The organism is Haloferula sargassicola (genome assembly GCF_040362925.1).
GTDB lineage: Bacteria > Verrucomicrobiota > Verrucomicrobiia > Verrucomicrobiales > Akkermansiaceae > Haloferula > Haloferula sargassicola.
This window is the reverse complement of record NZ_BAABRI010000007.1, coordinates 97,568-121,193: the sequence shown is the minus strand read 5'-3', so window position 1 is coordinate 121,193 and position 23,626 is coordinate 97,568. Positions and strand designations below refer to the sequence as shown.

The following is a 23,626-nucleotide window of genomic DNA, read 5'->3' as shown; positions in this document are numbered from 1 at the left end:
GAGTTTCTCTCCAGCGAATTCACGGCCGGCTCCCCTTGAGGAGCCGGCTTTTTTTGTCCCCACGACGGTCAGGAAAAGCGCGGATCGACCTGCCCCATTCTGTTGGAAAAACGGGGCTTCCGAGGGATCGACGGGCAACCGGAGGAGCGATCCGCGCCGCCAGCTGACGAGCAACCCGCCGCCTAACGGCTCCGCTGGCACGTGCGATGCTTATGAGGCGCGTTCATCAAACCAACCACGCCAACCAACATGCGAAAACTGACGAAACTGACCTACCTCATCCCGCTCCTGCTGACGGCCAAGGCCTTCGGACAGGAAGAACCGCCCGCCGAGGGAACCTACGATGCCTTCATGGCGGGTAGCGATGCGGCGATGTTCACCGTCAACAACCTCTGGATCCTCCTCTCGGCCGCCCTTGTGTTTATCATGCACCTTGGCTTCTGCTCGGTGGAGTCCGGGCTTTGCCAGAAGAAGAACACGGTGAACATCCTGTTCAAGAACGTGTTCATCGTCTGCATCGGCGCGCTTGGCTACATGGCCTGGGGCTTCAATGCGATGTATCCCGGAGACGTCGGGCCCGACACTTGGAACGGTATTATTGCGAAAGGAGCTCCGCTCATGAACGGATTTGCAACTGAGGCTGATCGCGTTGCGAACGTTACAACAGCCTATGTCGGCTCCAACTACACGATCTGGGCCGACTTCATTTTCCAAGCGATGTTTGCCGCCACCGCCGCGACCATCGTTTCCGGTGCAGTGGCGGAGCGGGTGAAGCTGGTCAGCTTCATGATTTATGCAGCGATTCTCGTCACCTTCTTTTACCCCATCACCGGGTCTTGGAAGTGGGGGACAGGTTGGCTTGACGCCATGGGCTTTGCCGACTTCGCCGGCTCCACTCTGGTCCACGCCTTCGGGGGCTTCGCCGCCCTTGCCGCCATTCTGGTGCTCGGACCGCGCCGCGGCAAGTTTACCAAGGAAGGCATCAAGCCGATCCTTCCCCACAACCTCCCGCTCGCCAATATCGGCGTCTTCATGCTTTTCCTCGGCTGGTTCGGGTTCAATGGCGGCTCGGTCCTGAGCGCCGATCCTGAATCCGTTTCGCGGGTTTTCGTGACCACCGCCATGGCTGGCTTCGCCGGCGGCCTTGCGGCCATGTTCACTTCGTGGGCCGTGCTGAAGAAGCCCGACCTTTCCATGGGCCTCAACGGCATTCTGGCGGGCCTCGTCGGCATCACCGCCGGTGCCGACGTCATTTCCCCGTGGATGTCCGTGGTGGTGGGCGCGATCGCTGGCGGCATCGTCGTCCTTTCGGTGATCTTCTTCGACAAGATCAAGATCGACGATCCGGTCGGCGCGGTCTCCGTTCACGGCGTCTGCGGCGTCTGGGGTACGCTTGCGGTCGGCATTTTCGGGGGCGGAAACCTCGGAGTGCAGGCCCTCGGCACCTTCTCCATTAGCGCCTTCGCCTTCGCCGCCTCCCTCGTGCTCTTCCTGATCCTCAAGTTCACCCTCGGAGTCCGCGTGGACGCCCAGGAAGAAGAAGAGGGTCTGGACGTGGCCGAACACGGCTCGCCGGCTTACTCCGACTGAACCTCTCCCCCCCAAGGTTGACACCATCCAACAGGCGGCCCGATCCGGGTCGCCTGTTTTTTGTGTCTGGAGCGACCCGGTGGATTACCCTAAAGCCCCCCGCGTGAAGCGACGCTCACTCTGGTTCCTGGCCATCACCCTTCTCACCCTTTCCGGGGCCGCGTGGCTTTGGCTCCGCCCCTACGAGTGGCACCCGGATCCCGCCGCGCCCGCTGAAATCGAGACCGCCAGCCTCAGGCGCGACGAGTCCTACTTCTGGCTCGATCTCCGCCTCGACACCCGCGACCTCCGCGCCGTCCCCGAGCCGTTGTTTGTGGAAACCCCCAGCGGCGCCGAGATCAAGCCGGCCCAGATCGACTACCAGGGGCCCGGCCCGATCTCCGGGACGGAGGACGGCACCCTGCCCCAGATCGACGCGATCTTCCTGAAGTTCTGGCTTGAGGAAAGCTCGCTCCAGGGCCCGCTCGCGCTACGGATCGGCAACGGCCGTCTCCGGGTTCGGACCCGTTCCGGCATCCCTTCGGTGAAAAACGGAAACACCAGGATTTACCACTCCAGCCGCTGGTAGTCATGCGTCTCCTCGTGATTGATAACTCCAACACCCGCACCAAATTTTCCATCAGCGAGCGGGCCGGAAGCTTGGGCGACACTTTCTGGATCCCCACGGCAAAGGTTTCCGAGCCAACACTCGACGAGGCGCTCGACGGATCGGATTTCGATGCGGCGTTGGTCTGTTCGGTCGTGCCGGCAAAAGCCGCCATCCTCGGATCCTGGCTGGAACGGCTCGTGCCCGTCCATCATCTCAATGCCGCGAGCCCGCTGGGCATCGGCATCGATTACCCCGATCCCGCCAGCATCGGTGCCGACCGGCTTGCCAATGCGGTCGGCGTGGTCGCCCGACACGGAGCTCCTGCAGTGGTCATCGATTTCGGCACGGCCGTCACTTTCGATGTCGTTTCCCCCGCCCCATCCTACCTCGGAGGCGTCATCGCCCCGGGTCTTGGTGCCATGGGAGAGTATCTCGGTCGGAAGACCGCCCTGCTGCCCATCGTCGATCTCGAAGAGCCCGCGCAGGCCATCGGCCGTTCGACCACCGAAGCCATGCGCGCCGGAGCCGTGATCGGCTACCGCGGCCTGGTGCGTGAAATCCTCGGTGCCGTCCGCCATGAACTCGGCGGGCGCGCCATCGCAGTCGCCACCGGCGGGGATGCCGCCCTGATCGCCCGCGGTGTGCCGGAGATCGACCAGGTGGATCCGGACCTCACCCTCCACGGGATGGAAATCGTGGGCCGGCGGGTTTTCGAGGCGGCCTGAGAACGGAACACCGCCGGGACCGGCAAAAGGACGTGCCTTCGCCGTCCCCGCCCCCTACACCTCCCCGCATGCAGAGCGACGCCCTTGCCATTGGCATCGATTTCGGAGGTACTTCGGTCAAATTCGGAGTCATCCGCGGTGCTGAAGTCATCGACCAGGCCCCTCCCATCGCCACCCAGGATTTCGACGGTCCCGCGCCCTTGTTGGATGCGATGGTCCGCTACATCGAGGACCTGCGTGCCCGCCACGCTGGCATCGCCGCAGTCGGCGTCGGCATGCCTGGCTTTGTCGATTTCGAGCAGGGCGTCGTCCGCAACCTCACCAACGTCGCCGGCTGGCAGGAATTTCCCCTGAAGGCCCGGCTTTCCGAACGCACCGGGCTGCCGGTCGTGGTCGACAACGACGCCAACTGCATGGCCTACGCCGAGTGGAAACTGGGGGCCGGGCGTGGGCTGCAGCACCTCATCGCCATCACCCTGGGCACCGGCGTGGGCGGCGGTCTGGTGGTGAACAACCGCATGGTCCGCGGAGCCCGCTTCGGGGCCGGTGAAGTCGGACAAATGTCGCTCGATTGGAAAGGCCTCCGCGGCACCTATGGGAACTTCGGCGCGCTGGAGGAATACATCGGCAACCAACAAATCACCCAGGCCGCCACCGAGGCCTACCATGCCGCGGGCACCCACCGGTCGCCGGACGACCTGACGCCCGCCGCCCTGTCGCGGGCCGCGCATCAAGGGGATGCCACCGCGCTTGCCATCTGGAAGACCGTCGCCGAGCAACTCGCGAATGTGCTGATGGACTGTTGCTGGCTGCTCAACCCGGAGGCCCTCATCATCGGCGGCGGCGTGGCCAAGGCCGGGCCGCTGCTCTTCGATCCACTTCGCGAAAGCCTGCACGCCCAGCTCAGCGCACCTTTCAAGGAGGCCCTGCAGCTCCTGCCCGCGCACTTCGGCAACGAAGCCGGCATGATTGGAGCTGCCGCCCAAGCCTTGGAGGCAGGGAGCAAGTAGCAAGTAGCAAGTAGCAAGTAGCAAGTAGCAAGTAGCAAGTAGCGAGCATCTTCCATCTTCCATCTACCATCTTCCCCATGGACTTCGACACCCTGATTCCCCGCCGCGGCACCGGAAACATCAAGTATGACCGCCGACCCGAGCTCGATCCTTTCTGGGTCGCGGACATGGATTTCCCCTCCTGCCCGGAGATTCTCGAGGCCCTCCACCGCCGCGTCGATCATGGCATTTTCGGTTACGCCCAGGCCCACGCCGGTCTCAATGACGCCGTGCTCGACTATCTGGAACGCCGGCATGACTCGCGTCCCCCGCTCGATCACCTCATCCACCTCGGAGGCTTGGTTCCGGCTCTTTCCCTCGCAGCACGGGCTTTCTGCCGACCCGGCGGAGCGGTCATGACCTGCACCCCCGTTTACCCGCCTTTCCTCGGAATCCACCACGATGCGGGTGCCAAGCTGATCACCATCGACCACATCCTCGTCGAGGGTCGATACACCTTCGATTGGGACGGCATGGCGGCGGCCGCCACTCCGGAAACCAAGATCTTCATCCTCTGCAACCCGCAGAACCCGATCGGCCGGGCATTCACCGCGGAGGAAGTCACCAAGGTCGCCGAATTCTGCCGCGACCGCGAGATCATCCTGGTTTCCGACGAAATCCACTGCGACCTCATCCTCGACGAGGCGGCCACGCCGCATTTCTCGGCGCTGAGGCTGCCCGAGGAGCTTCGCCAGAACACCATCACGCTGCTTTCCCCCAGCAAGACCTGGAACATCGCCGGCCTCGGCTATGCCTATGCGGTCATTCCCGACGACTCGATCCGGCGCCGCTTCAGCGCCGCCCGCGGTCACACTCTCAGCGAAATCAACGCCCTCGCTTACTATGCCGCCGAGGCGGCCTACCGCCATGGCGAGCCCTGGCGGCAGGAACTCCTCGCCTACCTCCGCGGCAACCGGGAGACCCTCCTCGATTTCCTCGCCGAGCGCCTCCCCGCGCTGAAGCCGGTCGTGGGCGAGGCCACCTACCTCCAATGGATCGATGCCCGCGCCACCGGTCATGACAATCCCGCGCTGTTTCTGGAAAAGGAAGCCGGCCTCTTTGTTTCCGACGGTGCCTACTTCGGCTGGCCCGGCTGGATCCGCTTCAACTTCGCCTGCCCCCGCCCGCACCTGCTCCAGGGGCTCGAAAAAATGGCCCAAGCCTTCGCCGTGACCTGAATTCTTGCCGTTGCCTTCCCCCGCCATCGAGGTTCCAATTCCCGACGACATGCCTGCATTCCTTCGCCCGCTCCTCCTGTTCCTGATCGTCCTCGGCTTCGCGCCCTCCGCCATGGCCGGCGATCATGTCATCGTCACCGGCGGCCCCGCCCTGCGGGAATGGGAGGACCTCAGGATCCCGCGCGATCGGCACGACCGCTTCTGGGGAAATTTCGTCCGCGCCTCGACCCTGCGCATGGTGGAAATCCGCAAGGCCTACGGGTCCAACGCCCCGCTGGTGTGGATCATTTACCGTCCCGCCTATCAGACGCGGGCCAACGAAGAGGGCAAACCGCTCACCACCTGGCTCAGCGAACTGGCCTCCGAGCGCAACGCCACCCTCCGCTGGGTCTCCTCGTCAGCGGACTTCGTCAATGCCCTCAACAGCCGGCCGCGGGGATCGATCGAGACCTTCGATTACTTCGGGCACAGCAACAAATTCTGCTTCATGCTCGACTACGGCAACTCGATCATGGCCGCCTCCACCGCTTGGTTTCATGAAAACGACATCTCGCGCGTGAACCGGTCGATTTTTGCCAAAAACGCCTACTGCAAGAGCTGGGGCTGCCACACCGGAGAAAGCATGAGCCAGGCCTGGAAGCGCCACCTCGGCGTCCCGCTCGAGGGCGCGGTCGGACCGACCGACTACACCGCCATCAGCCGGGGCGCCCTGCCCGTGGTCAACGGCCGCTGGGCACGCTGACCGGCAAGCAAGGCGCAGGCAGCATCCCGCAAGGAACGCCGAGCCCCACCCTCCATTCGCGACTATCTCTCTTCCACTTCCGACCACCGCACCGACATGACCTTTGACGAACTCCAGGCCCTCCACGACCTTCCGCTCTTCAAGCTCCTTGAAAAGGCGCACGCCGTCCACGAGGAGCACTGGCCGGAGGGCGAGGTCCAGCTCTGCACGCTGCTCTCCATCAAGACCGGCGGCTGTTCCGAGGACTGCTCCTACTGCGCCCAGTCGGCCCGCTACAATTCCGGCGTGCCGCTCGAGCGCCTGATGGAAAAAGAGGCCGTCATGCAGCGCGCCCGCCATGCCAAGGAAACCGGCTCGACCCGGTTCTGCATGGGCGCCGCCTGGAAGGGCGTCCGCGGAGGCACCCAGCGCTTCGAGCAGGTCATCGAGATCATTGAGGAAGTCGGCACCCTCGGCATGGAGGTCTGCGTGACCCTCGGCGAGGTCGGCCCCGAAGAAGCCAAGCGCCTGCGCGCCGCCGGCGTGACCGCCTACAATCACAACCTCGACACCTCGCCCGAGCACTACCCGAACATCGTCACCAGCCACACCTATGAGGACCGGCTCAACACGATCCGCAACGTCCAGGACGCCGGCATGTCCGTCTGCTGCGGCGGCATCCTCGGCCTCGGGGAGACCACCAAGGATCGCCTGCGCATGCTGGAAATCATTTCCAGCTTCGACCCGCAGCCCGAGAGCGTGCCGATCAACTCGCTCATGCCCATGCCGGGCACCCCGCTCGAGGGCACCGCGCCGGTCGAGCCGCTCGACGTCGTCCGCATGATCGCCGTGGCCCGCGTCGCCATGCCCAAGTCGAAGGTCCGCCTCTCCGCCGGCCGCGAGCAGATGTCCGACGAGCTCCAGACGCTCTGCTTCTACGCCGGTGCCAACTCGATCTTCTACGGCGAGAAGCTCCTCACCGGGAAAAACCCGGCCATCGAGCACGACCGCCAGCTGCTTGCCAAACTCGGCCTCGGCACCCTCGCCCCCAACCCGCTCACCCCCGAGCAGGAACCCGCCTGCTGCTGACGTGGCCGCGGCCGCGCAGCCAATCCCTTCCTCAGCCGGTCTCTCCCCCGAGAGCCCGGCTTTTCCATTCTTTGCGCCTACGCGTCTTTGCGGTTCACTTCCGTTAGGATGTCCCTCCGCCAGCACAAACTCCGCGCCTTCCTCCTCATCGTCCTCGCGCTGGTCGGCACCTCGCTGGTTCTCGTCATCCCCACCATCGCCCGCCAGTTCACCGATGTCATCATCGCCCAACGGCGGCCCGACCTGATCCTGCGCACCACCCTGATCGGCCTCGGTGCCATCGCCCTGCGCCAAGGCCTGCTTTCCCTCCGCTCGCTCATCGCCCAATCGCTCGAGGCCCGCCTCGTCCACGACCTCCGCGTCCGGCTCTTCGACCAGCTCCAGCGCCAGCCGGTCCGCTGGTTCGACCGCCACGCCTCCGGCGAAATCATGTCCCGCGTCTCCGACGACGTCCCTGCCATGGAGCGCGTGCTCGTCGAGTCGCTCGATGTCGCCCTGCCGGCCCTCTTCCAGTTCCTCGCCATCCTCGGCGCGCTGTTCTGGCACGATTGGCAGCTCGCCCTCGTCGCCATCGCCCCGCTGCCCGTCATCGGCCTCATCACCTGGCGTCACGCGATCCGCGCCGCCCCGCACTGGCGCGAATCCTCCGAGGCCACCGCCGACCTCCACGCCCGGCTCCACGACTCCCTTTCCGGCATCCGCCAGATCAAGGTCTTCACCCACGAGCCCGAGACCCTCGACTCCTTCGCCGCCGCCAGCAACACCTCGCGCCAGAAACACATGCGCGTCATGAAAGGCCAGGCCGTCATTTGGCCCGGCGTCTCGATGCTCGCCGAGGCCGGCATCATCCTCATGGTCGCCTACGGCGCGTGGCGCGTGCTGCAGGGCGACATCACCCCCGGCACCCTCTTCTACTTCCTCTTCGCCTGGGGATTTCTTTTCGACCCCGTGTCGAAGATCAACCCGCTCTCCCAGACGTGGAACCGCGGCCTCGCCGCCACCCGCCGCGTCCGCGAAATTCTCGATCGCCCCGCCGAATCCCACCTCACCGAAGGACACCGGCCCGCCGCCATCCGCGGCGATCTCCGTTTCGAAAACGTCTCGTTTTCCTACGACGAAAATAGTAGTTCCATCCCCGCGGTTTCCGACATCTCCCTCCACGCCTCTCCCGGCGAAACGATCGCCCTCGTCGGACCCACCGGTGCCGGCAAGTCCACCCTGCTCCACCTCATCGCCCGCTTCTACGAGCCCTCCAGTGGTTCCATTCTCCTCGACGGCCAGCCGCTGGCCGACATCTCCAAGGAATGGCTGCGCGACCGCATCGGCTACGTCACCCAGGACAGTTTCCTCTTCAACGACACGCTGCGCGAGAACCTCCTCATCGCCCGCCCCGACGCCAGCGACGACGAACTTTGGCAAACCCTCGAATCCGCCAACGCCGCCGCTTTCGTCAAGGAACTCCCGGACGGCCTCGACACCCTCGCCGGCGAGCGAGGCATCCGTTTTTCCGGCGGGGAAAAACAACGCCTCTCCATTGCCCGCGCGCTGCTGCGGAATCCTCCCATCCTGCTCCTCGACGAAGCCACCTCCGCCCTCGACAACCGCACCGAGCGCCTGGTGCAGGAGGCTCTCGAAAACCTCCGCGCCGACCGCACCTGCTTCGTCATCGCCCACCGCCTCAGCACCATCGAGTCCGCCGACCGCATCGTGGTGCTGGTCGATGGCCGCATCGCGGAAACCGGCACCCATCCCGAGCTGCTCGCCAGCGAGGGGCCCTACGCCCGGCTCCATCGCGGCGGCAGCTTCCAAGCCCCCTCAGCCGATGAAATCTGAGCAGCCGTGGATCGACGCTGTCCTCGAGACCTTTCCCGCGAACGATCCCCAAAACGAGCAACGCCGTGAGCTGCTGCTTGAGGCCGCCCACGCCGTGCCCTTCGAGGCACCATCCGACGAGCCGCCGGCACCGCCCCGCTTCAAGAATAGCCGTCGCGCCCGGATGCTAAGGTCCGGTCTTTTCCTGCTCGGCCTGTGGCTGCTGTGGGTGCTGCTGCTCTGTCCCACCGCTCGCCGCCGCCTGCAGGGCATCAGCCTGTGCGATCGATACTCCGACAGAGTTTCGCCCGTGACGCTCTCGTTTCCACTCCCCTACTACTACCGCGCCCGGGAGGGCCAGCAGTGGCAGCCGTGGGTGGAGGACTTCCAGCAGAAACGCCATCCTGCCGACAAGCTCCTCCTGCGGTTCGGAAAATCCCATGAACCCGACGAGGCGATCCGCTGGCGGGAACTGTGGAGCAGCCATCCGGAGGATCCGGTCTGCTTCGCCGAACGCTTCAGAGCCACCGCCTTCGTCGACAGCGACCCGGACCCGTCGCTTCTGACCGAAGCGGCCGAGGCCGACCCCGGAAACGGCTACTACGACCTGCTCACCGCCATCCATCTGGCCGGAAGCTGCGTGGACGAAAGCTACTCCCGTAGTAAATCCGGCCATCGCTCCCGGGAATGGAAAATCACCGACCCCGAGCGGGCAGAGCTGGCCTGGCAGCATTTGGAGAGAGCCCTCGATGCCAGCCGCATCGAATCCCATGCCTTCGAAATGATCGAGCTGCGACTCGAGGGCTGGCCCAAGCCCCGGGAATACCCGGACTTCGCGGCGGATGAGGTGACCGCCACGGCATACCTGCGATTCGACCGGCCCTTCCCTCTCGGGACCAGAGAACTGGCCGGCCTCTTCGTCACCCGCGCCAAAAAACTCGCAGCGGCAGGTGACACCACCGAGCTCCGAAAACTCTGCCGCCTTGTCCGCAAGACCGTGCAGCTCATCCACCGGGCCCCGGTTAGCAGTTGGTCCATGAACACCGCCAGCATCTTGCTGGGCAATGCCCAGCCAGGCATGCTGGAAGCCTGTCAAATCGCAGGGCTGACCGAGGAAGCGGCATTCTGGGCGGACTTCGCGACGTACCGATCCAAGCAGGGAACGGCGTTTACGTCCCGCTTCCGGCCAGATCATGCCTCGTCCCTGTGGTGGCATGCCACCGCGGATCTCGACTCCGGCCGGCACGCCGAACAACGGATGTTCGAGGGCCTCTACCTCGGTCACGCCGCACTCGTTTTCCTGGTTTTCTCAGGCATGGCCAGTTTCCTCCACCGCCACTCATTCGGTCGGCTGCTGCAGCTTCCGGGCAGGATTTCCCCGCTTCTGAGGTTCAGCGACTATGCCCGCATCATCCTCATCGGCGTGGGGCTACCTGCCCTGATCGTAGTCGCGACACTCGAGCTGCCCATCCTGAACCCACGGGATCAGCCCATGGACGGCTTTCAGGCCTGCGCGGTGCTGCAGAAACTCCTCAGCCTGATCGTGGCGGCCCTGTTCCTCACCACACGCGAGACCGGTCTGGCACTCACGCGCCGCGCCACCCCGCTTGGTTTCCGGCCCATGGCCAGGACACCGCTGTTGTTGCTCGGCCTGCTGGCACTCGCCGGTGCGCCCTCAGCCAGCGCCCTCAGCCGGATCGAGGACTTCGGGCCCCTGCCGCGCGAGTGGGTCTGGGCCGGTTTTTTCATGCTGCCCGGCTTGCTGCTCGTTGCTTTCCTCGTCGGTATCGGGGTGCTGGTCTTCACCGGACATCGGCGGCTCCAGGCCACCACCCTGCTGCGCTGCCTGACGCCTCCTCTGCTCACCGCAGCCTGGCTGATGGTGGCATGGTCCGGCGTCAACCGCTGCATCGAGCGGCACCACGTCCGCCACGCCACGGCCGAGCGCATCGACTCCCCGCAAGCCATCCTTTTCTATCAGGGAAACGAGCCCGGAACCTACCGCCAGATCATGGAAGACTACCTCGCCACCGCCCCGGAATGATCCGCCTTCTGCTCACCCTCCTCGCCGCCGGGCTCGGCGTGCTCAGCTTTCCGCCGGTTCACTGGCATCCGCTCGCACTCGTCGCGCCGCTGCCCTTCCTTTTCGCCATCCGCGATGCGAAATCCGGAGCCGCCCTCGGTCTGGGCCTCGTCTACGGCCTCGCCCTCTACATCGGCACCTTGAATTGGCTGCTGGCAGTGTTCGGATCCTTCGCACTGCTGCTTCATTTCATCCTGGCCCTGTTTCCCGCCCTCTTTGCCGGCATTTGGTCGGGCCTACGCCCTCATCTTCCCGACCGTTGGTGGGCACCTCTGGCGGCGGCGGTGCTGTGGACCGGCATCGAGCACTTCCGCAGCGAGTGGTTTGCCCTGCGCTTCGCCTGGATCACTCCGGGAACCGGCCTACCGCCGGGATTTTTGACCCCATGGATCGGCGTTTACGGCATCACCCTGCTGATCATCGCGGGCTGCGCGTGCATCGCTTTCGGTCCAAGGTTCCGGCTGGCTGGAACCCTCATTCTGCTCCACACCTGCCTCGCCGCCTACCTGCCCAAGCCGCCGACCCCGCCGGGCACTTTGACCGTGGCGGCGGTGCAGTCGGAGGAAATGTGGGCTCCCAGCCTGCTCTCGCAGTCCGAAGACCTGCCGCACGTCGATGCGATCGTCTGGCCGGAGTACGGGACCGATGCGGATCTACGGCTCGACACGAAATTGAGCGAACGCCTGCAGCAACTGATGACCGCAAAATCCTCGGAGATCATGGTGATCGGAGGCCGCGCCGAACTGGATGGCCAGCGCTGGCAGAACACCGCTTTCACGCTCGGGCGCGAAGGCGTGCTGGGCACGCACGTGAAAAACCGGCCGGTCCATTTTTTCGACGACGGCGAGCCCGGGACCGAAGCTCCCGCGATCCCGACGCCACTTGGCCGGATCGGCACGCCGATTTGCTTCGATAACGACTATGCCGCGGTGGCGCGGCGCGCCGTGGCCAACGGAGCCGAATTCCTCCTGATTCCCAGCATGGACGCCGAGCACTGGACCGCCCGCCAGCACCTCCAGCACGCCGAACTTTTCCGCCACCGCGCGGCGGAAAACGGCCGCTGGCTGGTGGTCGCCGCCTCATCCGGGCTGACCCAAGCCGTTGACCCGCGCGGACGTCGCACCGCGTCGCTGCCCTTGTTCAAGCCCGGCACCCTTGTCACCCGGATCTCGCCCATATCCACGCTGACCCCCTACCAACGCGGCGGCTGGCTGATCGGCCCCATCTGCACGGTGGCAGCGATGGGCATGATGATCGCGGCGGTCGGGTTGCCGCGGCTCCGGGGAAAAACGGGACCGTAGCTGCGGCCCGCTCAGACCTTCATCACCTCCGCCTCCTTGGCGGCGACGATTTCCTCGATCTTCTTGACGTGATCGTCGGTGAGCTTCTGGACTTCGGTTTCGTGGTCCTTCTGGCTGTCCTCGGTCAGCACGTTGTCGGCCTTCATCTTTTTGGCGGCGTCCATGCCTTCCTTGCGGATGGCGCGGATGCGCACCTTGGCTTCCTCACCGAGCTGCTTGACCAGCTTGACCATTTCCTTGCGCCGTTCCTCGGAAAGCTCGGGAATCGGAACCCGGATCGAGCGCTCGGCCGCGGCGGGGTTGAGCCCCAGTTTCGACTCACGGATGGCGCGCTCGATTTCCGGCGTGGTCGCCGGGTCGAAGGGCGAAACGTTGAGCATCCGGGGCTCCGGCGAGCTGATCACGGCCAGCTGCTTAAGCTTCATCTGGCTGCCGTAGCTGTGGACGTAGACATCGAGGTTCTCGATCAGCGCCGGCGAGGCCTTGCCGGTGCGCACCGTGGCGAACTCGTGCGCCAGGTGCTCAAGCGCCTTGTCCATCGCGTCTTCCGTTTCGAGCAAAGATTCCTCCGGGTCCATGGCGTTGAAGATGAGAGCGGGCTCCGGGACGGTCAACCCGCATCCACGACCGTGCCGACATCCTCACCCAGCAGGGCGCGGACGACGTTGCCCTCGGGCGCGAGGTCGAAAATCACAATCGGAATGTGGTTGTCCATGCACAAGCTGAAGGCGGTGGCATCCATCACCTTGAGCTGGCGGCTGAGGCATTCCTTGTAGGTGACCCGGTCGTAGCGCTTGGCGTCCGGGTTCTTCTTCGGATCGGAGTCGTAAACCCCGTCGACCATGGTCGCTTTGAGCACCACGTTCGCCCCCATTTCGCTGGCCCGCAGCGCAGCGGTGGTGTCGGTGGAAAAGAAAGGGCTGCCGGTGCCCGCGGCGAAGATCACCACGCGGCCGTCGGACAGGTGACGGTCGGCCTTCCGGCGGATGAAGGTTTCGGCGACGTTCTTCATTTCGATCGCCGACTGCACCACGCAGGGCACGCCCTTGTCCTCGAGAGCTCCCTGCAGGGCGAGCGCGTTCATGACCGTGGCGAGCATGCCGACGTAATCGGCCGTGGCGCGGTCCATCCCGCGGGCGCTGGCGGCGGCTCCGCGCCAGAAGTTTCCTCCTCCGACGACGATGCCCAACTCGACCTTGCCGGTGGCCACCGACTCCTTCACCTCGGTCGCCATCCGATCGACGATTTCGGGGGAGATATTGTCGGTGCTGCCCCGTTCGCGAAGGGCTTCACCACTAAGTTTCAGAATGACACGGCGGCGGGATTCGGAAGTCTTGGAACTCATGCTGCGCTGCGGCCGATCCAATCAGCCGGCCGCCCCGCATGGGAAGGCAAATCCCCCGCCAATCTTCAGGAGCCTTTCAGGACATACTCGGTGGCCAGGTCCTTGAGGGATTCCGTTTCCAGCGAGGTCCCGGCGACAAGCAGCCTGACCTTGAGGCTTTCCGTCTGGGGCCGCTGGTAGTCCTCCAGCGTCCGCCGCACGGCAAGCATGGCGAGGCGCACCAGCTGGCGGGAGGTCAGGTCGACGTCTTCGGGAATCTCGAGGCCGCCGACGTCCAAGGTCACGTAAAGCCCGTCGTCCTTCATTTCCGCGGCCACCTTGACGTGGCAGAGGATCAGGAGATTCACTTCCTCGACCACGTAATGTGGATCATTGGTGGGAAGCTGGTGGGGGGTGGCGATGGCCTCGACCAGGGTTTCGGGAAAGGCCCCGCTCAGAGCCATCGGTCGCGGCATCACCGTGGCTTGGAGCGCTTCCTCGGATTCGTCGAGCAGGTCATCGACATCGGTGGCGCGCATGCTGATCGGCTCGTGGATCGGCACCACCGAAAGCGTCGTGGCCTGGGCGATGACCGCAGCGGCCAGCCAAGGAAGCAGGATTCTCATCGGGCGGAGCATGGCATGCTGGAATCGGGGGATCAACCGAGACGTTCCGGTGGCTGGCCCCGAAAGCCCCGCCACCAGTCGGCGGCCGCCATTTTCCGCGAACCTTCCGGCTGAACCTCGCCGAGGAGCAGCGTGCCGATCCCGCATTCCACCATCGGGCCCTCGGGGGTTTCGATCAATCTCCCGGCCGATGCACCGCCTTCCTCCCGCGGGCTGGCGCCAAGGATCTTCAAGCGCCTGCCATCCGGCGTTTCCGACCAGCAGCCGGGCCACGGATCATAGGCCCGCAGGCGCCGCTCGATGCGGGCGGCGGGCCATGTCCAGTCGATGCGACCGTCGTCCCGTTCCAGCTTGGGTACTTTGGTGGCCTCGCCGAGGGCCGCCTGGGGGGTGCGCGGTGCCGTGCCGGAAAGCAGCATGGGGAGGCCTTCCTCCATCACCCCGCGGGCGACGCCAGCCAGGCGATCGTGCAGCGAGCCGCCGGTGTCTTGTCCGGTGATGGGAATGGCGTGGCGGAGGATCACATCGCCGGCGTCGAGCTCCCTGACCACATGCATGAGGGTGATGCCGGTCTCGGGATCGCCGGCATCGATGGCAGCCTGGATGCAGGCCGCGCCCCGATACTTCGGCAGCAGGGAGGCATGGAGATTCACGCACCCGAGCGGCGGCAGCTCGATCAGCCGGACGGGCAGGATTTGGCCGTAGGCCATGACGATGATCAGATCCGGCCTCAGGCTCGCGAGGTCGTCGAGAAAGGCGGGATCGCGGGCTTTTTCAGGCTGAAGGACCGGCATTCCGGCGTCCACGGCCATCGTTTTCAAAACCGATGGCTTCAGCTCGCGCCGCCGCCCGGCAGGCCGGTCGGGCTGCGTGACCAGGGCCACCGGCGGCGTTTCCGAAGCGGCCAGCCATCGGAAGGTCGGCAGGGCGATCTCGCCGGTGCCCATGAAGACGATCCGCGCTCCGCTCATCAGATGCCGGACCGGATATGGGATTGGTAGAAAGGCAGTTGGACGATCTTCGAAATGATCGCGGCCACCACCTCGACCGGCTGGCGGGTGGCATCGATCTCGGTGATGCGGGCGGTCCCATAGTGGTCGAGGATGGGCTTGGTTTCCGCCTCATAAGTGGCGATCCGATTCTGGATGATGGATTCCGAGGCATCATCGAGCCGGTTCTCCTTCAGCGCCCGCTTGCGCATCCGCCGGGCCAGCTCGCTCCGGTCGGGGCAGGAAAGATGGAAGACTTGGTGGACCTGAAGGAACTCGTCGATCATGCGGGCCTGCTCGACGTTGCGCGGGATGCCATCGAGCACCAGGAAGTCGATGTCCGGCTTGTAAAGGTGGCTCTCCGCCCAGTGATCGACCTGGGTTTTCCAAAGCCTCACCGTCAGCTCGTCCGGCACCAGCTCGCCGCGGCTGGAGTAGGAAACGAACTGCTGGCCGAGCTCGGTCCGCGTATCGAGGGAGCGGAAGATGTCGCCGCACGCACAGTGGAAGAACCGCGGGATGGAACCGAGGATTTTCCCCTGGGTCCCCTTGCCAGAACCCGGGGCACCGAGGATCAGGAAGGCCGGCCAACGATCGTGGGAGGAGACGCTCATGAAAGGCGCGACGCTAGGAAGCCCGGTGGGCTCCTGCAAGTGCTGATCAACCCCTTGAAAGGACGAGGAACAAGGGCAGCGGAACGATCATCGCCAGGTCCGCCAAGGTCCGCAGGGCATCGAGCGAAAAGCGGCGGCGCTGCTTGTTCAGCACGAGCAGGAGCGCGGCCGAAATGAGGATCGCGTAAAAAAACGGCCGCGTCCGGTAGGCGCTGTCGTCCAGGCCCGAGGAGAACATCGTCGGGTTGTCGAGATAGGCGTAAACCAGGGCGCTGGCTCCGACGACGGTCAACAACACGGTCAGCACCCCCTCCAGCGCCGCCTTTTCGTCGGGATCATCCGAAATCCGCGACCGCTCCCACAGGTGGATGGCGGTGATGTTCACGGCGCACAACACGCTGAAGCCGATCATTTCCCGCGAAACCAGCAGGGAAAACACCTCCTGCGAGGGTGAGTAGATGTGGGCCATCATCGCCGTGCCGTAGCCGAAGGCCGCGCCCGCGATGAAGTTCCGGAAGAACGGGATCTCGGTCGAATGGCGGGACTGCCGCACCAGGAAAAAGAACACCCCGACCAACAGCAGGCCGGGCGTGAGATAGTTCACGCCAAACAGCCCGTTGGAGCTGAAAAGGATGCCCGTGACCTCGTGGGAGACGAGCCACAGCAGGGCAGCGGACGCCACCAGCAACCCGCTGGCGAACCAGCCGCGGTGCCGCTGGTGAAAACGATGCTGGGGACCCAGCAAGGGGTCGTCCGGCGGCCGGAAGCGGGCATCGAGCAAGCGATCCACCACGTAGATGATCCACACCGCGAGGGCGAGCGAGGCGTAGGCCGCCCAAGGCAGATAATAGACCTGCCAGGCGCTGGCGAACATATACAACCATGCGAGCGCCACCATCGGCGCCTCCAGGCTCAACAAGCTCGGCCAAAGCCACCATGGGGTCCTCTCTTGCGCCATCCTTCGCCGCCACCTTCGCGTCTCCGCCCCGGATGGCAAGTCCAGGCTCACATGCGCGGATTCCGGAATTGCACGCCCGCCGGTGCGCCGCTTGCCTACCGGCGTGATCCCCACCACGCCGATCCGCGAGCTGGCCTTTGCCGCGATCGACTTCGAGTCCGCCGGCAGCGCCCGCGGCCGGACCGATACTCCCGTACAGATTGGAATGGCCCGATGGTCGCCGGGCCACGGGCATGGCGGCGCGTTTCACTCCTACCTGCGGTCCAGCCAGCCCATCACCTGGTCCGCGAGGAAGGTCCACGGAATCCGCGATGAGGATCTCATCGGGGCACCCTCGCTGCCGGAACTATGGGGCACCGTGCGGTCCGCGCTTGAGGGTGCGGTGGTGGTGGCCCACGGCATGGGCACGGAAAAGCGGTTCCTGCGGGCCTTTCCCGGGCACCGCTTCGGACCGTGGCTCGACACGCTTCAAGTGGCTCGGGCGGCGTGGCCGGAGTTGCCCTCCCATGCCTTGTCCGACCTCTGCGACGCCCTCGGCCTCAGCGACCGCGTCCGCGAAATGCAGCCCGAACGCCGGTGGCACGACGCGCTTTTCGACGCCACCGCATCGCTGGTGCTGCTGGAGCACCTGGTCCTCCAACAGGAGCTTGCCGACCGTGAGGCCGTCCTCCTTTTGCAACCCGACATTTCCCGCTGGGCGGCGCGCCGGCGAGACTGATTTCCCTCGCCTGCCCCGCTGCTGCGCTGCTGACTTCCGCCATGCCAACCACCCACGTCGATCTTCCCGGCCGCGAATACGACATCGTGGTCGAACCAGGCATCCTGGACGCCGCCGGCGAGCGGATCCACGAACTCGGCCTGCGAGGGGCCTGCGCATTGATTACTGACGACAACGTGGCCCGGCACCACGCCGACAAGGTCGTTTCCTCCTTGGAAATGGCCGGCTTCCACGTCTCGACGCATGTCGTCCCCGCCGGCGAGGCATCCAAATCAGCCGCCCGGTTCGAAGTCCTTTGCGAGGAAATGGCGGCCCGCGGGCATGACCGGTCCTCGTTCGTCGTCGCCCTCGGCGGCGGGGTGGTCGGCGATCTCGCCGGCTATGTGGCGGCCTCCTACTACCGCGGCATTCCGTTCGTCCAGATCCCCACCACCATCGTGGCCCAGGTCGACTCCTCGGTAGGCGGGAAGACCGGCATCAATCTCAAGCAAGGCAAGAACCTGGTGGGAGCCTTCCACCAGCCCGCGCTGGTGCTGATCGATCCCCTCACGCTCCGCACCCTTCCCGGCCGCGAGTTCCGCGAGGGCTTCGCGGAGGTCATCAAGCATGCGGCCATCCGCGATGCCGCCATGCTCGACGAACTGGCAGCGGTCGATCCCGCGTCTCCCGACGTCGCCACCGATCTGATCGCCCGCAACGTGGCGATCAAGGCCGCCATCGTGATCGAGGACGAACGCGAGACCTCGGGCACCCGTGCGCTGCTCAACTTCGGCCACACGATCGGCCACGGCATCGAGGCCTCGGTGCCCTATGGCGAAATGCTGCACGGAGAGGCGATCTCGCTCGGCATCCGGGCGGCGCTCTTCCTCAGTGAGCGTCGCGCCGGCCTGGCCGCTGAGACTTCCTCCCGCGTCCTGGCTTTGCTGGAGCACTTCCAACTGCCGCTCCAGCTGCCGGAAACGGTGACCACGGAGACGGTCATGTCCCGCCTTTCCAAGGACAAGAAATTCGAGGCCGGGCGGATTCGCTTCGTGCTCCTCCGCGCCGCCGGCGAAGCCTTCGTTTCCAGCGAGGTCAACGAGGACGACCTCAGGCAGGCGATCGCCCACCTTCGATCTTGAGCGGGGCCGTCACATGGATGGCACCGTCACCACCCGCGAGTAGTGATAGACGTTGCGGGCGTAGTCGTCGGGATTGAGCCCCTGGCTGCGGCCTGATTTCAGCCGGACCATCGCCGCATCGGACATCACGGAGATGCTGATCTCCACCCCGGTGAGTCGCCCGGAAAGGATCTCGTCCTGCGAGTAACCGCTCGATTGCAGCGTTGTCTGGATGCCCGTGCCGTTCAGCCGGAACTCACCGCTCGGCTGGTCGGAGGAAAGGGTCAGGCGCACGGTGTCATACCCCGCCAGCGCTCCACCGGTCTGGGACTTCGGCACCTCGACCAGGAAGGTCACCGTGAATTGGTGAATGTTTTCGCACACGAAATTCCGCTGCTCGTCCACTTGGGAGTCAAATTGCGAGAAAGCGGTTTTAAGGTCCGGTTGACCCAGCAGATCTTCGAATGTCTGGTCCGGATTCACCAACATGCGGTAGAGCACGTAGGTGGAGGCCTTCGGATCGTTCTCCCCGTTGATCGGATCGTCATATCGAAGACGGTAAGACACGCAGGACACGTCGCCCCCTTTGTCGAAGTTCTCATTGCCGATCTGGCCCGCATAGCGATCGGTGGCGGCGGTCATGAAGGTTAATTCGGCCGCACTGCCCGAGCCGGATGAGCCCTGGGTCACCTTGGGCAGTCCGGAACCGGAGTCGATTCCGGCAAACAGCCACTCCGCGTTGGTGCCGCGGCGCGAAACCATCGATTCGAAGTCCTTGGCCATCGTGTCGAGCATGACCTTGGCCTGACGGGCCGCGCGAACCTCGGAACGGCTGCGGGTCCAGGTGTCGGTGGCCACGCCGGTAATGGTCACCAGCACCGTCACGATCACGGCGGTGATGCCCATGGCCACCATGAGTTCGATCAGGGTAAACCCCCTCGACCGGCGGGATGCAAAGCTTGTTTTCATTGGGTTTTGAAACACGGAATCAGCGGCGCACCGCAAGGTTTCGGACGAAGACCGGGTTGGTCAGGTTGTCGACGTTCAGCTTCGACTGGATGTATTGAAAGGAAGCGTTGGGCACCGAGAAAAACTCGGCCGAAAAGGCGATCACCGCCTCGGGATAGGAATCCACGTTATCGCCCGCCATCGTATCGCCATCGTCCGGAGTCGGGTCCGTGATCTGACCGGCCTCCCCCTTGACCCAGGATTCGCCATTGAAAACCAGCTGCGTCAGCTTGGCGGTAAACACCCGCCCTTGGAGCGCCTTCAACTCCTGTTCGAGTTCGGGGGAGCCCCGGCGGCGAACCACCGGCTGGACGATGAAGTCCTCGCCCGCGGTCCCGACCGACTCGGTATACGGCTCCATGGTGCCATCCTCGCGGATCGACTTGGGGTCGCCCTTGTACTGATAGATCAACAACGGCTCGTCGGCACTCTCCTTGATCCAGTTGTAGGCTTTCTCAAACCCCGTGGTGTAGCTTCCCGTGGAGCCGGAGCGCAGGGTGACCAGCTCTTTTTCCAAGGCGTAGGCCAGGCGGTCGGCGTCCTGCACGCTCACGGCACGGCGGATGCCTTGGGCCGCAGGGCCGAAGACCGCGAGGAACGCCGTCAGCAGGACCGCCAGAACGCCAATGGCGATCACGGTCTCCATCAAGGTGAAACCGTCCCGCCCGGTGGTGGATCGATTGAATCTCATGTCGGTGTGTTAGAACTTGTTGGGATCGCGGTCGCCGAGGATCTGCGAGGAGTCGCGAAACACGGAGGTAGCCCCGTTTCGCCAGACCACGAACCCGCCGAAATCACGCCGTCCCTCGGAGGTGGTGCGCGGGTCGGGCTCGCCCTTCGGCCGCGCACCGTGCCCCACCACGAAGCTCGGGCTGCGATATTCGCCGGAGGTGCTGAGCCCGGTGGTGCAGATCCCCTCCGAATTGAACTCGTAATAGAGATAGCGGCCATTGAAGAGGCCGGACACCCCGCTCAGGGACATCTCGTCCAGCTGACCGCCGCCGGTCTGGAAATCCTTGCGACTGAACTCCTTGCTGAAAAAGACCCCGTCGGGAAACGAGTAGCCGCGGCTGGAAAGTTCCCAGTCACCTTCCATCGGTTCGCCATTTTCATCGAGCTTCAGGTAGGCGACCACGATGCGGCGAAGGTAGGTGTCCGACTTGACGCTGTTCACGTCCACGAGCACCCGCGAGGTCGTGCCTTTGCCAATGGCCACGGAACGGGCTTCTTCGAAAATGGCTTCCGAGGTCGCCACAGCGGTCGTGACACCCTTGCCTCCGGCGCCTTTCAAAGCACCGGCACCCAAGGTGAGCAGGATGCTGATGATCAGGACGACCACCAGCAACTCCACGAGCGTGAACCCGTGGTGAGGTTTGTTTTTTGGTAAAATCATGGGGTTTTTGCTTGAGGAACGATGAAGCTCCAAGAGGTCGAAAGCAAGCTGGAATGTGAATACATCGAGAATACAGACTAGGAACGCGGATATCGTCCCTGATAGGGCCCGCCCATCCACGCCCAAGCCGATTTGACCATGTCCTGGACGTTTTTGTGGCCAGCCTCCCAGCCGAGCTTTTCCCGTGCCAGAGTGGGATCGGCGAGCAATTGAGGAGGGTCACCCTCACGCCGCGGACCGTATTCCACGGGAACTTTTTTCCCGGTCACGCGCTCCGCCGCATCAATGATTTCGCGAACGGAGACACCGACCCCGGTTCCGAGGTTGCAGCGGATCGACTCCCCCCCCTCAGCCAGATAGTCGAGCGCCTTCGCGTGGGCATCGGCCAGGTCGTTGACGTGAATGTAGTCGCGGATGCAGGTGCCGTCGGGAGTGGGGTAATCGGTGCCGAACACATCGACGTGGGAGATCTCCCCGGTGATGGCCATCAGGACACGCGGAATGAGGTGGGTTTCCGGCTCGTGGTCCTCCCCGATGGCCCCGTCCTCGGCGGCACCGCTGGCATTGAAATAACGCAGGCAGGCGCTTTTCAGCCCCCAGGCCTTGTCGCAGTCCCGCAGCACCCATTCGAGCATCAGCTTGCTCCGGCCATAGGGATTGATCGGATCCTGGGGGTTGCTCTCGACGATCGGAATCGAAGCCGGGACGCCGTAGGTCGCACAGGTTGAGGAAAACACGAAACACTTGCAGCCATGCTCCTGCATCACCTCGAGCAGGGTCAGCGGTTCGGCCGTATTGTTGCGGTAATACTTCAGGGGATCGGTGACCGACTCCCCGACGTAGGCAAAAGCTGCGAAGTGGACGACCGCGGAAAACTGGTGTTGCTTGAACAGGCCGCGCAGGAGTTCCCGATCCCCCACGGCCCCTTCGACAAATTCCACCCCTTCGCTCACAATCGCCTCGCGGTGCCCGAAAACCAGATTGTCCAGCACCACCACCCGACGTCCCTGCTCCGCCAGCAACCTCACGGTATGAGATCCGATGTAGCCGGCCCCGCCGGTTACCAAAATCGCTTCGTTTGACTTCATTTCGTACGCCCAGAAAACGAGACCACCGCCGGGGTGTCAACGGCAGGTCGTCGCATGAATAAAATCCCACCGACTCCGTCAGAAACGCCATGATGTCCGCCATCGCCAAACTCGCCCTCGTCGCGCTCGCCGCCGCGGGGTTCTCCTCGTGTGTCTACGATCCCTACGGGATGGACTACTCGTCCTCCTACGGCTACTCGGGAGGCACCACCTTCGTCCAGACCAGCAGCAGCCGCTGGCTCTACGATCCCTCGGTGCGCTGTTACTACGATGTCCAGCGCAGCCTGTATTACGACCCGTTCCTTTACGGTTACTATCCGTCCGGCTACTGCCCCCGTCCCATCTACCATGCCCCCCACCCCTACGGCTGGAACGGCCACGGTGCTTGCCCGACTCCCCGCGACGTCCGCTATCACCAGCTTTCGAACTACCGGCAGCGGGTCGATCTGCTCCGCCAGCGGAACTACGACTGGGCCCAGAAAGTCCGCATCCGCCAGGATGCAGCCGTCGCCAACTGGCAGCGCCAGCAGGCGCAGCGCGCCTCGGCCTATCGCCAGCAGACGAATGCCCGTCGTCCGGGTGTGTGGACGCCCGACACGGTGAATGCCCGTCAGCAATCATGGCAGCAGCCTTCCCGCAACAACCGGTCGACTCCGAATGCGTGGTCCCAGCGCCTCGCGCAGCAGCAGCAGGCCAACCGCGAAGCCGCCGCCCGGCAGCGTTCCCATTGGCAGCAGCAACAGGCGCAGCGGGCACAGCAGATGAACCAGCGCCAAGCTGCCCAGCAGGCCCGCCGCCAGCCGGCTCCCCGACTCCAGCAACAGCCCAGGGTTCAACAGCAACCGCAGCCGCAACAGCGGAAGCAGACCCCATACTACAATAACAGCGGCGACCCCCGCACCCGGCGGGGCTCCGGTCCCTGGTGAGCCGGGGTGATCCAGCCGACGCCACCGCCTTTCACGGGCCGCCTTCGCGACGAGCGCGGGCGGCCCGCAGCTTTTTCAGGTCTGCCCGGGGCCGCAGGATCCACCGGGCCAGCATCCAGCCGAAAACCCCGCCGCCCAGATGGCAGGCGTGCGCGATCTGGAAAACGGACGATCCGCCCCGTTCATCCATCCAACGACCGACCCTCTCAAGCCCCGGAATTCCGGTCTGCGGAGAAATCATCATCAACGCGGCCGAGGCGATCAGGAATCCCCTGCCCAGATTTCCCGCGGAAATCCGCAACCCCCGAACCCGCGCTTCGGGCGCCAGCGTGGTCAAAAGCAGCATCAACGAGGACAGCCCTCCCGAGATCCCGACCAGAACTTCATGGCGGGAAACCATGACATGAGCCACGCCCCCTGCCAGCACGCCGCCCATCAGGCCCGCCGCCACCAGTCTCGAGCCGAGGATCCGCTGGACCTGCGGGACGAGGAAAACGAGGCCCAGGATATTGGTCAGAGTGTGGACCCAGCCGCCGTGCAGCAGCGCATAGCTTTCCAGCTGCCAGATCTTTCCCTCTTCCAATCCGTCGCGACTCAGCCCGAAGCGGCGGTAGATGTCCGGCAGCGCGGTCGCCCCGCCGGACAACCACAAGCCCGCCTGGATCGTCACCACCACCGCCGCCAGGCCGGCAGCGGCAAGCCGGCCGGGATCCCCAACGGTCACCAAAGAGCGGGCACGATTCAT

The 23,626-nt window shown here is 64.7% G+C and carries 24 protein-coding genes; 13 read left to right on the top strand and 11 right to left on the bottom strand.

What is annotated here, in order from left to right; genetic code table 11:
• Nucleotides 1-249: 249 nt before the first annotated feature.
• From ABXH26_RS07640 to ABXH26_RS07595, 10 genes are all read left to right on the top strand, one after another.
• A complete protein-coding gene (locus ABXH26_RS07640) occupies nucleotides 250-1,590 on the top strand; it encodes an ammonium transporter (protein WP_353566456.1) in 1,341 nt (446 codons plus the stop codon).
• A 103-nt stretch (nucleotides 1,591-1,693) separates the two neighbouring features.
• A complete protein-coding gene (locus ABXH26_RS07635) occupies nucleotides 1,694-2,158 on the top strand; it encodes a hypothetical protein (RefSeq protein WP_353566455.1) in 465 nt (154 codons plus the stop codon).
• A 2-nt stretch (nucleotides 2,159-2,160) separates the two neighbouring features.
• Nucleotides 2,161-2,904, top strand: coding sequence for a type III pantothenate kinase (locus tag ABXH26_RS07630; RefSeq protein WP_353566454.1), 744 nt, complete (start codon nucleotides 2,161-2,163; stop codon nucleotides 2,902-2,904).
• Between the two features lie 68 nt (nucleotides 2,905-2,972).
• Entirely contained in the window at nucleotides 2,973-3,914 is a 942-nt protein-coding gene (locus tag ABXH26_RS07625) for an ROK family protein (RefSeq protein ID WP_353566453.1), read from the top strand.
• A gap of 77 nt (nucleotides 3,915-3,991) precedes the next feature.
• Nucleotides 3,992-5,131: a MalY/PatB family protein gene (locus ABXH26_RS07620; RefSeq protein ID WP_353566452.1), complete on the top strand. Its 1,140-nt coding sequence runs from the start codon at nucleotides 3,992-3,994 to the stop codon at nucleotides 5,129-5,131.
• Nucleotides 5,132-5,180: 49 nt separating this feature from the next.
• Complete coding sequence (locus ABXH26_RS07615; protein ID WP_353566451.1) at nucleotides 5,181-5,873, top strand: hypothetical protein; 693 nt, start codon at nucleotides 5,181-5,183, stop codon at nucleotides 5,871-5,873.
• A gap of 96 nt (nucleotides 5,874-5,969) precedes the next feature.
• Nucleotides 5,970-6,941 (top strand): biotin synthase BioB, encoded by a 972-nt coding sequence (gene bioB, locus ABXH26_RS07610; RefSeq protein ID WP_353566450.1) that lies wholly within the window; start codon nucleotides 5,970-5,972, stop codon nucleotides 6,939-6,941.
• A 108-nt stretch (nucleotides 6,942-7,049) separates the two neighbouring features.
• On the top strand, nucleotides 7,050-8,774 hold the full coding sequence (locus ABXH26_RS07605; RefSeq protein ID WP_353566449.1) for an ABC transporter ATP-binding protein: 1,725 nt from the start codon (nucleotides 7,050-7,052) through the stop codon (nucleotides 8,772-8,774).
• Nucleotides 8,764-10,797, top strand: a complete 2,034-nt coding sequence (locus ABXH26_RS07600; protein ID WP_353566448.1) for a hypothetical protein — start codon at nucleotides 8,764-8,766, stop codon at nucleotides 10,795-10,797. Before ABXH26_RS07605 ends, ABXH26_RS07600 begins: the two co-directional genes overlap by 11 nt.
• Entirely contained in the window at nucleotides 10,794-12,137 is a 1,344-nt protein-coding gene (locus ABXH26_RS07595; RefSeq protein ID WP_353566447.1) for an apolipoprotein N-acyltransferase, read from the top strand. The genes ABXH26_RS07600 and ABXH26_RS07595 overlap by 4 nt, the downstream gene beginning before the upstream one ends.
• Nucleotides 12,138-12,148: 11 nt before the next feature.
• On the opposite strand, the gene frr is transcribed toward ABXH26_RS07595, so the two are convergent.
• From frr to ABXH26_RS07565, 6 genes are all read right to left on the bottom strand, one after another.
• Nucleotides 12,149-12,715, bottom strand: coding sequence for a ribosome recycling factor (gene frr / locus ABXH26_RS07590; RefSeq protein WP_353566446.1), 567 nt, complete (start codon nucleotides 12,713-12,715; stop codon nucleotides 12,149-12,151).
• A 32-nt stretch (nucleotides 12,716-12,747) separates the two neighbouring features.
• Nucleotides 12,748-13,482, bottom strand: coding sequence for a UMP kinase (gene pyrH, locus ABXH26_RS07585; RefSeq protein ID WP_353566445.1), 735 nt, complete (start codon nucleotides 13,480-13,482; stop codon nucleotides 12,748-12,750).
• Nucleotides 13,483-13,547: 65 nt separating this feature from the next.
• Nucleotides 13,548-14,087: a hypothetical protein gene (locus tag ABXH26_RS07580; RefSeq protein WP_353566444.1), complete on the bottom strand. Its 540-nt coding sequence runs from the start codon at nucleotides 14,085-14,087 to the stop codon at nucleotides 13,548-13,550.
• 32 nt (nucleotides 14,088-14,119) lie between these two features.
• Nucleotides 14,120-15,058, bottom strand: a complete 939-nt coding sequence (gene fmt / locus ABXH26_RS07575) for a methionyl-tRNA formyltransferase (protein ID WP_353566443.1) — start codon at nucleotides 15,056-15,058, stop codon at nucleotides 14,120-14,122.
• Nucleotides 15,058-15,690 (bottom strand): adenylate kinase family protein, encoded by a 633-nt coding sequence (locus ABXH26_RS07570; RefSeq protein WP_353566442.1) that lies wholly within the window; start codon nucleotides 15,688-15,690, stop codon nucleotides 15,058-15,060. The genes fmt and ABXH26_RS07570 overlap by 1 nt, the downstream gene beginning before the upstream one ends.
• A 46-nt stretch (nucleotides 15,691-15,736) precedes the next feature.
• Complete coding sequence (locus ABXH26_RS07565) at nucleotides 15,737-16,606, bottom strand: hypothetical protein (protein WP_353566441.1); 870 nt, start codon at nucleotides 16,604-16,606, stop codon at nucleotides 15,737-15,739.
• A gap of 124 nt (nucleotides 16,607-16,730) precedes the next feature.
• Here ABXH26_RS07565 and ABXH26_RS07560 point away from each other — a divergent pair, with 124 nt between their 5' ends.
• Together ABXH26_RS07560 and aroB are read left to right on the top strand one after the other, a co-directional pair.
• The gene (locus tag ABXH26_RS07560) at nucleotides 16,731-17,366 is read left to right on the top strand and encodes a 3'-5' exonuclease (RefSeq protein WP_353566440.1); all 636 of its coding nucleotides are present in this window, start codon (nucleotides 16,731-16,733) and stop codon (nucleotides 17,364-17,366) included.
• A 41-nt stretch (nucleotides 17,367-17,407) separates the two neighbouring features.
• Nucleotides 17,408-18,487, top strand: coding sequence for a 3-dehydroquinate synthase (gene aroB, locus ABXH26_RS07555; RefSeq protein ID WP_353566439.1), 1,080 nt, complete (start codon nucleotides 17,408-17,410; stop codon nucleotides 18,485-18,487).
• Between the two features lie 9 nt (nucleotides 18,488-18,496).
• Here aroB and ABXH26_RS07550 read toward each other — a convergent pair whose 3' ends face one another.
• The 4 genes from ABXH26_RS07550 to galE form a co-directional block, all read right to left on the bottom strand.
• Nucleotides 18,497-19,435, bottom strand: coding sequence for a PulJ/GspJ family protein (locus ABXH26_RS07550; RefSeq protein ID WP_353566438.1), 939 nt, complete (start codon nucleotides 19,433-19,435; stop codon nucleotides 18,497-18,499).
• 19 nt (nucleotides 19,436-19,454) lie between these two features.
• Nucleotides 19,455-20,165, bottom strand: a complete 711-nt coding sequence (locus ABXH26_RS07545) for a type IV pilus modification PilV family protein (protein ID WP_353566437.1) — start codon at nucleotides 20,163-20,165, stop codon at nucleotides 19,455-19,457.
• Between the two features lie 9 nt (nucleotides 20,166-20,174).
• Nucleotides 20,175-20,867 (bottom strand): prepilin-type N-terminal cleavage/methylation domain-containing protein, encoded by a 693-nt coding sequence (locus ABXH26_RS07540; protein WP_353566436.1) that lies wholly within the window; start codon nucleotides 20,865-20,867, stop codon nucleotides 20,175-20,177.
• 77 nt (nucleotides 20,868-20,944) lie between these two features.
• Entirely contained in the window at nucleotides 20,945-21,955 is a 1,011-nt protein-coding gene (gene galE, locus ABXH26_RS07535; protein WP_353566435.1) for a UDP-glucose 4-epimerase GalE, read from the bottom strand.
• 89 nt (nucleotides 21,956-22,044) lie between these two features.
• On the opposite strand from galE, the gene ABXH26_RS07530 reads away from it, so the two are divergent.
• Nucleotides 22,045-22,881 (top strand): hypothetical protein, encoded by an 837-nt coding sequence (locus ABXH26_RS07530; RefSeq protein WP_353566434.1) that lies wholly within the window; start codon nucleotides 22,045-22,047, stop codon nucleotides 22,879-22,881.
• A 31-nt stretch (nucleotides 22,882-22,912) separates the two neighbouring features.
• On the opposite strand, the gene ABXH26_RS07525 is transcribed toward ABXH26_RS07530, so the two are convergent.
• Entirely contained in the window at nucleotides 22,913-23,626 is a 714-nt protein-coding gene (locus ABXH26_RS07525) for a rhomboid family intramembrane serine protease (RefSeq protein ID WP_353566433.1), read from the bottom strand.